Raw genomic sequence first — 9,265 nt, 5'->3', positions numbered from 1 at the left:
CAAGAAGGCCGCGAAGCGAGAGGTGAGCAGCACATGACACTCCGCGTCGTCTTCATGGGAACACCCGACTTCGCCGTGCCGACCCTGGCCGAAATCATGGGTCAGGGTCACGACGTGGTGGCCGTCTATACCCGAGAGCCCGCCGCGGCCGGGCGCGGCATGGAATTGAAGCCGTCGCCGGTCCAGGCCATGGCCGATCGATTCGCTCTGCCGGTCTACACGCCGGTGACCCTGCGCACGGAAGAAGCGCGCGCGACCTTTCTCGACCACGAAGCCGACGTCGCCGTCGTCGTCGCCTATGGCATGATCCTGCCGAAGGCGATTCTCGAAGCCCCTCAGCTCGGATGCCTCAATCTTCACGCGTCCCTCCTGCCGCGCTGGCGGGGCGCTGCTCCGATCCAGCGCGCAATCATGGCGGGCGACGCGGAGACCGGCGTCGCGGTGATGCAAATGGAAGCCGGCCTCGATACCGGCCCGGTGGGAATGGCGGAACGCGTCGCCATCGGCCCCGACATGAACGCCGGCGAGTTGCACGACAAACTGATGGTGCTCGGTGCGGACCTCATGGTGAGAGCGCTCGCCGCCCTCTCGCGCGGCGGTCTGAACTTCACCCCACAGCCGGAAATCGGCGTGACCTATGCGCATAAGATCGCCAACGAGGACGCCAAGATCGACTGGAGCCTGTCGGGAGAGGACGTCCACAACCATGTTCGTGGTCTCTCCCCGTTTCCCGGCGCGTTTTTCATGGCGGATTTCGGCAAGGGACAGGAGCGGGTCAAGGTGCTGCGCACTGCGCGGGCGGAAGGCGGCAGCGAAGCCGGTATGCTGCTCGACTCTCGCGGCACGATCGCATGCGGGACGGGCGCGGTGCGCCTTGTCCAGGTTCAGCGGGCGGGCAAGTCGCCCGTGAGCGCCGACGAATTCCTGCGCGGCGTCCGTCTGGAACCCGGCACGAAGCTCTTATGAGCGCAACAATCGAGATTCGTCAGGAAAGGCCGAAAGACAGGGAGGCTATTCATGCTCTCCACCGCGTCGCGTTCGGTGGAGATGCCGAGGCGACCCTTGTCGATCGGTTGCGCATTGATGGAGACCTCGTCCTGTCTCTGGTGGCAGTCTCGGATCAAGTCGTCGGGCATATCGCGTTCTCGCGCCTCGCGAACGATGTCGGCATGCGCGCGAGCGCACTCGCCCCCCTCGCCGTCATGCCCTCGCGCCAGAATGCCGGTATCGGATCCTCACTCGTCGAGCGCGGGCTCGAATGGCTGAAGCGGGATCACGAGCAGCTCGTCCTCGTCCTCGGCGATGCCGCCTATTACGGCCGGTTCGGTTTCACCGCCGAATGCGCTTCGCATTTCCGCACGCCCTATGATGGTGACGATCTCCAGGGCTTCATGCTGTCTGGCGAGCATACGCCGGTTCGGCCCATCGCACTGCGCTACGCCGGCGCCTTCGCGGAGCTTAGGTGAGATGCCGCGCTACAAGCTTGTCGTCGAGTACGACGGAACGCCCTACAAGGGCTGGCAGCTCCAGACCAATGGACCCTCGGTGCAGGAAGCGGTGGAGAGAGCTATCCGGCGCTTCGCCAACCACGACATCCGCATTCACTGCGCCGGCCGCACGGATTCAGGCGTGCATGCGACGCACCAGGTGATCCATGTGGATCTCGACAAAGTTTGGCCCTCGGACACGGTGCGCGACGCAACCAATGCGCATTTGAAAGGGCATCCGATCGCGATCCTCTCGGCTGCGCTGGTGCCGGACTCGTTCAATGCGCGAATGTCCGCCGTGAAGAGGCACTATCTGTTCCGCATTCTGAACCGCCGCTCTCCACCTGCTCTCGATGCGAACAGAGTGTGGCATGTGGCGTGGCAACTCGATGCGAACGCGATGCACGAAGCCGCGAAGTCGCTCGTCGGACGACACGACTTCACGACGTTTCGCGCGGCGGAATGCCAGGCGAGCGGGCCGCTCCGGACGCTCGATCGGCTCGATGTCGAAAGGATCGGCGATGAGGTTCGCATCTTCGCCTCCGCTCGTTCGTTCCTGCATCATCAGGTGCGTTCGATGGTCGGCACGCTCGAGCGCGTCGGTGCGGGAAAGTGGGCCATCGAGGATGTGAAAGCGGCACTCGACGCGCGCGACCGCCAACGCTGCGGCCCGATGGCTCCTTCCGCGGGTCTTTATCTCATCGGGGTGGATTACCCGTCACACGATGAGATTTCTCGTCAGTCCGGCGATCGCGACGTTGAGGCAGACGCCTAACAGAACGATGTCGAAAGCGAGACCGCTCGAAACGCCCAGCGTCACTTTTGTGGCGAACCATTGAGCGCGCAGTACGATGATCCCGAAGGCAACCGTGAATATCAGGGCTAGGCCGGGCGTCGCCCACCCGATGACGAGCAACAGTGTCGGTACGGACAGGACGAGCAGGCTGAGCACCGTGATCCAATTGGTCACGACCACGAAGGGAAGATAGCGATCGGTCCGCCCCAACCGGCGCGATATCCAGATCATGGCAAGCGGCAACGCGACGAAGCTCGCCGCGTAACTCAGCGCCACCACCAGATCGAGCCACAGGTAGCTCAGAAGGGCACGGTCGGGCTGCAACAAGCCGAGACGAAAGCGCTCGAAGGCGAGGGACACCACGTAGGCCGGGAGGGCGAGCCAGATCGCCGCGAACGAGCGCCGGAACCCGCGCTCGGTGAGATCGAAAGCCCCCAAGCCTTCCGTCCGACTGTGAATGAAATCGAGTGTGCCCCTGAAGGAGCATCTTACTTCGTCGGCCGAAACGATCATCGCAGCCTCCAGCAGAGGATCTCCCGAGCGGAACCGTCCAAGGCGAGGTCAGTTCCTGCCAAATTAAGACTTTAGTCTAGTATGGCTAAGGATGGGCCTCTTGTCAGGGTCAGGCTGCGAAATAGGCGTCGAGCAGCTTGCGGTAAATCGCCGCCAGCCGGTCGAGGTCGGCGATCACGACCCGCTCGTCCACCTGGTGCATGGTCTGCCCGACGAGGCCGAACTCGACGACCGGACAATCTTTGACGATGAAGCGCGCATCCGAGGTGCCGCCGGTGGTGGAAAGCTTCGGGCGGCGTCCGGTTTCGGCTTCGATCGCGTCGGCAATGAACGTCACGAAGTCGTTCGGCGGCGTCAGAAAGGCTATGGCGTTCGTCGGCTCGATGACGAGTTCGTAGCGCACCGCATTGCCCGCCGCCTCCCGCAGACGACGCTGAAGTTCGTCCTCCAGGCTTTGCGGCGACCATAGATCGTTGAATCGGATATTGAACGTCGCTTTCGCCTGCGCCGGGATCACGTTCGAGGCCGTGTTTCCGACATCGAAGGTCGTCAACTCGAGATTGGTGGCGTCGAAATGATCCGTCCCGCTGTCGAGCGGCGTCGCGAGAAGACCGGCGAGCAGACGCATCAACCCGGGAATGGGATTCTCGGCCAAATGGGGATAGGCGACATGGCCCTGTTTTCCCTCGACGACCACATGTCCGGTCAGCGACCCACGCCGGCCGATCTTGATCATGTCGCCGAGATGTTCAGGATTGGTTGGCTCGCCCAGAATGCAATGATCGAAGCGCTCGCCGCGCTCGCGTGCCCACGCGAGCAGCTTGACCGTCCCGTTGATCGCGGGGCCTTCCTCGTCACCCGTAATCAGGAAGCCGATGGAGCCAGGGAAATCCGGGTTGTCGCGCAGATAGGACAGCGCGCCGGCCATCATGCACGCAATCCCGCCCTTCATGTCGACCGCGCCGCGSCCGTAAAGCACGCCGCCGTCGATGGCGCCGCTGAACGGATCATGCCGCCACCGGCTCACGTCACCCGGCGGGACCACATCCGTGTGACCGGCGAACAGCAGGTACGGCTTTCCCGAGCCGAAACGAGCGTACAGATTCTCGATCTCCGGCGTCCCCGGCTCGGAGAAGACCGGGCGGTGGACCTCGAAACCCGCTTCCGTCAGCACGTCCTCGATGAAGCCGAGAGCGCCGCCTTCGACGGGGGTAACGGAGGGGCAGCGGAGAAGGGATTGAGCGAGAGCGAGGGGCGAGGTGTCGTGCGGCATGCTAATCCCGCAGCAACTCGTTGATCCCCGTCTTGGCCCGAGTCTGCGCATCGACTCGCTTGACGATGACGGCGCAATAGAGGGACGGGCCAGGTGTGCCGTCCGGAAGGGGCTTGCCGGGGAGCGACCCGGGGACGACGACCGAATAGGACGGCACGCGGCCGATGAAGATCTCACCGGTGTTGCGGTCGATGATCTTGGTCGAGGCCGAGATGAACACGCCCATGGAGAGCACGGATCCCTCACCCACGATTACGCCTTCCACCACTTCCGAGCGTGCCCCGATGAAGCAATTGTCCTCGATGATGGTCGGGTTGGCTTGGAGCGGCTCCAGAACGCCGCCGATGCCCACGCCTCCGGACAGATGGACATGCTTGCCGATCTGCGCACAGGAGCCGACGGTGGCCCAGGTGTCGACCATGGTGCCCTCGTCCACATAAGCGCCCAGGTTGAGGAAGGATGGCATCAGCACGACGTTCGGCGCCACGTAGGCGCCCCGGCGAACAGTGCAGTTGGGGACGGCACGAAAACCGGCTTCCTTGAACTCAGTCTCGGTCCAGCCGTCGAACTTCGAGGGCACCTTGTCCCACCAGACTCCCGCGCCTGGGCCGCCCTTGATGACGGCCATGTCGTTGAGGCGGAACGACAGAAGTACGGCTTTCTTCAGCCATTGATTGACCTTCCAGTCGTTGCCGGATTTCTCCGCTACCCGCACCTTGCCGGAATCGAGCAGAGCAATCGATTGCTCGACCGCCTCCCGGATCGCACCTTTGGTCGCGACGCCCACATTGGCGCGGTCTTCGAAGGCGGCATCGATGGTGCGGGCGAGATCGGTCAGAGACATGAAACAGCTCGGGCTTAACGTTGCGGGGCGGGCCTGCTTACCAACCACGCTGCGGCCTGTCACCTGAAGGATTGCGGGCTAGAACGCCGTGCGCTGGCGGATTGCGGCTGAGAGCGTACCCTCGTCGAGATAGTCGAGCTCTCCTCCCACCGGCACACCATGGGCCAGACGCGTGACCTTGATGGGAAGGTGGCTCAAGAGGTCGGTGACATAGTGAGCGGTCGTCTGACCATCGACGGTGGCATTGAGCGCGAGAAGAATCTCCGTCACCCCAGGCTCCGATCCGCGAGCGACCAGCTTGTCCAGATTGAGGTGCTCTGGCCGCACGCCGTCGAGCGGCGAGAGAACCCCGCCAAGCACATGGTAGCGTGCATTGATCGCCCCAGCTCGCTCCAACGCCCAGAGGTCGGAAACATCCTCCACCACCACGAGGATCGAGGGGTCTCGGCGATGATCGACGCAGATGGTGCAGGGATCCGACGTATCCACGTTCCCGCAKCTCGAACAGATGACGATCCGCTCGTTTGCAACCCGCATCGCGTCGCTCAGGGGACTGAGCAACGTGTCGCGTTTCTTGATGAGGTGGAGCGCGACGCGCCTCGCCGAGCGCGGCCCGAGTCCGGGCAGACGCGCCAAGAGCTGAATCAGGCGCTCGATCTCGGGGCCGCCGACCGTTTGAGCCATCGACGCTTAGAACAGCTTCAGACCGGGGGGCAGCGGCAAACCCTTCGTGAGCTCCGCCATCCGCTCTTCGGCGACGCGTTCGGTCTTGCCCTTGGCGTCGTTCATGGCGGCGACGATGAGATCTTCGAGAATCTCCTTCTCGTCCGCATTCATGAGTGACGGATCGATATTGATCGCGCGCAGATGGCCTTTGCCCGACACCTTGACCACGACGGCGCCGCCACCGGCGGTGCCTTCGACTTCCACGTTTTCGAGTTCGGCCTGAGCATCCTGAAGTTTCTGCTGCATGGCCTGGGCTTGCTTCATCAATCCCATGATGTCGCGCATGATATCTACTCCAGTTCGTCGTCGGATTCAGGTTCGACCGGGATCAGTGCATCCGCATCCGAGGATGTGTCGTCCGCGGCTTTCTCGCCACGTTCGACCACGTTGACGATCTGCGCGCCGGGAAATTTCGAAAGCACGGCCTGCACGAGCGGATGAGACGCCGCGCCGTCCTTGCGCTCTTTCTCCGCGGCATCGGCCGTTTCCTTCAACGTCGCCGCGCCGTCCTGCGACGACAAGGCGACGATCCAGCGTTGGCCCGTCCATTGCTGCAGGGCACGCGACAGGTCGTTGGCGATCGTCCGGTTGGCGCCGTCCGCGAGATTGAACTCGATGCGGCCTTCTTCGAAACGGACCAGCCGCACGTCTCGTTCCAACGCAGTCTTGAGAACGATCTCTCGCTTCTCGCCCATGAGCGCGACGACGTCCTCGAAGCGGCGCAGCCGCATGACCGGCGCGCTCTGAGGCGCCTCGGGCCGCGGCTGCGGGACCGCTTGCGACGTTGCGAGCGCGATATTTCCGGACACGGAAGGTCCCGATGGCCGCGGGGGCGCGGGTGACGGCGACGGCGTAGATCCGAACGATTGCGGCGCGCCGTCCTTCAATGCGCGCAACGCCTCATCCGGCGTCGGGAGATCCGCAGCATAAGCAAGACGCACGAGAACCATTTCGGCGGTCGCGATGGGACGGTTCGATGCCTGAACCTCGGGAAGGCCCTTCAGGAGGATCTGCCAGGTTCGGGAGAGAACACGCACCGACAATTGTTGTGCGAAAGCGAGCCCGCGGGTCCGTTCGATCTCGGAAAGGGCCGGGTCCTTCGCCGCTTCCTGAATCAGTTTCAGGCGCGTGACGGTATGGGCGAAACCGGCGAGATCGGAGAGGATCATGCCCGGATCGGCACCTGCGTCGTATTGCGCRCGAAGACCGGCGAAGGCCGCCGAAATATCACCGCGCATCACGGCTTCGAACAGATCGATGACCAGCGTGCGGTCGGCAAGGCCGAGCATGTCGCGAACGGTATCGGCCTTCACCATACCGGCGCCATGGGCGATCGCCTGATCGAGCAGCGACAGCGAATCGCGCGCGGAACCTTCGGCGGCACGGGCAATCGCTGCGAGCGCTTCAGGCTCCGCCCCGACATGCTCGGCATCGCAGATACGGCCGAGATGAGCGACGAGCTTGTCGGCCTCGATGCGGCGCAGATCGAAGCGCTGGCAACGGGATAGAATGGTGACGGGGACCTTGCGGATTTCAGTCGTCGCAAAGATGAACTTTGCGTGCGGCGGCGGCTCCTCCAGCGTCTTCAAGAAGGCGTTGAACGCCTTCTCGGACAGCATGTGAACCTCGTCGATGATGTAGACCTTGTAACGAGCCGAAACCGGCGAATACCGGATACCGTCGATGATCTGGCGGACGTCGTCGATGCCGGTGTGCGACGCGGCGTCCATTTCGAGCACGTCGACATGGCGCGATTCCATGATCGCCGTGCAATGCTGTCCCAACTCCGGCATGTGGATCGTCGGCCCGCCGGAGCCATCCGCCTTCTGGTAATTCAGGCCACGTGCGAGGATTCGAGCGGTGGTCGTCTTTCCCACGCCGCGAACGCCGGTCAGCATCCAGGCCTGAGGGATACGTCCCGTCTCGAAGGCGTTCGACAGGGTGCGAACCATCGCCTCCTGGCCGACCAGATCCTCGAAAGTGTTCGGACGGTACTTGCGGGCGAGCACACGGTAGGGCGATGCCGCGTCGGCTTTCGGCACAGCCGGAAAACCCGGCAGAGCCGGCTCGTCGTTCAGGGGCGTGCCGGCTGTTGTTTCGTCCATCGGCTATTGGGGCTTGGAATGGAGGTCGAGCTCCGATTCGGCGGAGCGTCAGGGTGGGAGGCTGGACGAAGACCCGTTCGGTCTCGTTAGGGCTGCTTCCTTCCGGATCTGACCCGGTTGGCGAGTGAGACGTCCCTCGCCAACCTCCCGGCGTCTATATGAGGTTTTCGGATCCGGAACGCAAGTTGCTAGCGCGCTGCACGGGAGGAATGCCGAGGAGGAATGCCCCCGAGGGATGGCAGGGGGCGCGGCGCTCGGCTAACGTGGCCGCATGTCCACAAGCTACAGCCTCGATTCTCGGCTCAAGGCCGACACCCTGCCGATCGGCGATCTCTCCCTTTCCAGCGTATTCCTGCTGAACGACGCCCGTTTTCCCTGGTTCGTCCTTGTGCCACGGGTGGCGGCAGCGAGCGAGTTGACCGACCTGACGGATGAGCAGGCAGCCGAACTGATGCGCGAGATCCGTATTGCGATAGGCGTCATGGCCACGCTCGCGAAGCCCGACAAGATCAATGTGGGTGCGCTCGGCAACATCGTTCCGCAGCTTCATGTTCACGTCATCGGCCGCTTCCGCTCCGACCCGGCCTGGCCGGGCCCTGTCTGGGGCCACGGTACCCGTTCACCCTACCCTGACCATGCGGCAACGGCGATGCTCGATCGCGCCGCCGCCCTCTTCATGGCCGCTTGAATCATGACGATAGGCTACGCTTCGAACCCCCTCATCCGCCACACGGCCGAGGGCGATCCGACCGCTCTTGCCCGCTACGCCGCCGATCCGCGAACGGCGATGGTGATTCTCGCGGGAGACATTCCGATCTTGCGTGCGGGAGTGCCGGGAACCGGTCTCCTTCCCGCCTCCGCCCTCGCGCGCCTCCCTCGCCGCAAGGAACAAGTTTTTCTCGGGACGTTCAAGGACCGGCCGACGGTCGCCACGTTGGCGCCTCCCGATGCCGCCGATCTGTTTCGCGACGATTCCGATTTCGTCGTCGCCGACTTGCGGTCCATCGCCGTGCAGGGCCTCGTGCCGGAAGAAGAACTCGGTCTGCTCGCGACGGCGAAATCGATTCTCGATTGGCACGCCCGCCATCGCTTCTGCGCCAATTGCGGTGCGTCGACGACGCTCGCTCATGCGGGCTTCAGACGCGACTGTGCCGCCTGTGGCACGCAGCATTTTCCCCGCACCGATCCGGTCGTGATCATGCTGATCGCACGTGGCGACAAATGCCTGCTCGGTCGTCAGGCTCGGTTCGCTCCCAGGAGCTATTCCTGCCTCGCGGGTTTCCTCGAACCCGGCGAAACGATCGAGGATGCGGTTCGTCGCGAAACATTCGAGGAAGCGGGCGTGCGTGTCGGGACGGTGCGCTATCTTGCGTCCCAGCCCTGGCCGTTTCCATCGTCTCTGATGATCGGCTGCATCGGCGAAGCGCTGACGGATGCCATTTCGATCGACGAGGCCGAACTGGAAGACGCGCGCTGGTTCTCGAAGGACATGGTGCGCCTGATGCTCGGTGGAGAGCACCC

General features: G+C 63.7%; 11 protein-coding genes and 1 other RNA gene. 5 read left to right on the top strand and 7 right to left on the bottom strand.

Annotated elements, in window-relative coordinates:
* The first annotated feature begins 33 nt into the window (after nt 1–33).
* The 3 genes from fmt to truA are packed head-to-tail and all read left to right on the top strand — an operon-like array spanning nt 34 to nt 2,262.
* Complete coding sequence (gene fmt, locus AC1DT3_RS06025; protein ID WP_477464342.1) at nt 34–966, top strand: methionyl-tRNA formyltransferase; 933 nt, start codon at nt 34–36, stop codon at nt 964–966.
* Nucleotides 963–1,466, top strand: a complete 504-nt coding sequence (locus AC1DT3_RS06020) for a GNAT family N-acetyltransferase (protein WP_477464341.1) — start codon at nt 963–965, stop codon at nt 1,464–1,466. Before fmt ends, AC1DT3_RS06020 begins: the two co-directional genes overlap by 4 nt.
* 1 nt (nt 1,467) lies before the next feature.
* The gene (gene truA, locus AC1DT3_RS06015; RefSeq protein ID WP_477464340.1) at nt 1,468–2,262 is read left to right on the top strand and encodes a tRNA pseudouridine(38-40) synthase TruA; all 795 of its coding nucleotides are present in this window, start codon (nt 1,468–1,470) and stop codon (nt 2,260–2,262) included.
* Here truA and AC1DT3_RS06010 read toward each other — a convergent pair.
* The 7 genes from AC1DT3_RS06010 to ffs form a co-directional block, all read right to left on the bottom strand.
* The gene (locus AC1DT3_RS06010; RefSeq protein WP_477464339.1) at nt 2,206–2,796 is read right to left on the bottom strand and encodes a hypothetical protein; all 591 of its coding nucleotides are present in this window, start codon (nt 2,794–2,796) and stop codon (nt 2,206–2,208) included. The two genes, truA and AC1DT3_RS06010, sit on opposite strands and share 57 nt — an antisense overlap.
* Before the next feature lie 109 nt (nt 2,797–2,905).
* Complete coding sequence (gene dapE, locus AC1DT3_RS06005; protein WP_477464338.1) at nt 2,906–4,069, bottom strand: succinyl-diaminopimelate desuccinylase; 1,164 nt, start codon at nt 4,067–4,069, stop codon at nt 2,906–2,908.
* A gap of 1 nt (nt 4,070) precedes the next feature.
* The gene (gene dapD / locus AC1DT3_RS06000) at nt 4,071–4,913 is read right to left on the bottom strand and encodes a 2,3,4,5-tetrahydropyridine-2,6-dicarboxylate N-succinyltransferase (protein ID WP_477464337.1); all 843 of its coding nucleotides are present in this window, start codon (nt 4,911–4,913) and stop codon (nt 4,071–4,073) included.
* A gap of 78 nt (nt 4,914–4,991) precedes the next feature.
* Nucleotides 4,992–5,597, bottom strand: a complete 606-nt coding sequence (recR, locus tag AC1DT3_RS05995) for a recombination mediator RecR (RefSeq protein WP_477464336.1) — start codon at nt 5,595–5,597, stop codon at nt 4,992–4,994.
* A 6-nt stretch (nt 5,598–5,603) separates the two neighbouring features.
* Nucleotides 5,604–5,924 (bottom strand): YbaB/EbfC family nucleoid-associated protein, encoded by a 321-nt coding sequence (locus AC1DT3_RS05990; RefSeq protein ID WP_477464335.1) that lies wholly within the window; start codon nt 5,922–5,924, stop codon nt 5,604–5,606.
* 5 nt (nt 5,925–5,929) lie between these two features.
* The gene (locus AC1DT3_RS05985; RefSeq protein ID WP_477464334.1) at nt 5,930–7,744 is read right to left on the bottom strand and encodes a DNA polymerase III subunit gamma/tau; all 1,815 of its coding nucleotides are present in this window, start codon (nt 7,742–7,744) and stop codon (nt 5,930–5,932) included.
* Between the two features lie 52 nt (nt 7,745–7,796).
* Nucleotides 7,797–7,893, bottom strand: an RNA gene (gene ffs, locus AC1DT3_RS05980) — signal recognition particle sRNA small type.
* 122 nt (nt 7,894–8,015) lie between these two features.
* Between ffs and AC1DT3_RS05975 the strand changes: the two genes are divergently transcribed.
* Entirely contained in the window at nt 8,016–8,432 is a 417-nt protein-coding gene (locus tag AC1DT3_RS05975; protein WP_477464333.1) for an HIT domain-containing protein, read from the top strand.
* 3 nt (nt 8,433–8,435) lie between these two features.
* Nucleotides 8,436–9,265: NAD(+) diphosphatase (nudC, locus tag AC1DT3_RS05970; RefSeq protein ID WP_477464332.1), on the top strand; the 830-nt coding region annotated here is incomplete at its 3' end.

It is taken from the genome of Microvirga sp. P4_G7 (assembly GCF_056401005.1).
The sequence above is the reverse complement of the archived record's forward strand: the minus strand, read 5'-3'. Positions and strand labels throughout refer to the sequence as shown.

What these genes read in the sequence shown, in the direction of transcription:
- fmt (WP_477464342.1), top strand. Translation starts at nt 34, where the DNA reads ATGACACTCCGCGTCGTCTTCATGGGAACACCCGACTTCGCCGTGCCG.
- AC1DT3_RS06020 (WP_477464341.1), top strand. Translation starts at nt 963, where the DNA reads ATGAGCGCAACAATCGAGATTCGTCAGGAAAGGCCGAAAGACAGGGAG.
- truA (WP_477464340.1), top strand. Translation starts at nt 1,468, where the DNA reads ATGCCGCGCTACAAGCTTGTCGTCGAGTACGACGGAACGCCCTACAAG.
- AC1DT3_RS06010 (WP_477464339.1), bottom strand. Translation starts at nt 2,796, where the DNA reads ATGATCGTTTCGGCCGACGAAGTAAGATGCTCCTTCAGGGGCACACTC.
- dapD (WP_477464337.1), bottom strand. Translation starts at nt 4,913, where the DNA reads ATGTCTCTGACCGATCTCGCCCGCACCATCGATGCCGCCTTCGAAGAC.
- AC1DT3_RS05990 (WP_477464335.1), bottom strand. Translation starts at nt 5,924, where the DNA reads ATGCGCGACATCATGGGATTGATGAAGCAAGCCCAGGCCATGCAGCAG.
- AC1DT3_RS05975 (WP_477464333.1), top strand. Translation starts at nt 8,016, where the DNA reads ATGTCCACAAGCTACAGCCTCGATTCTCGGCTCAAGGCCGACACCCTG.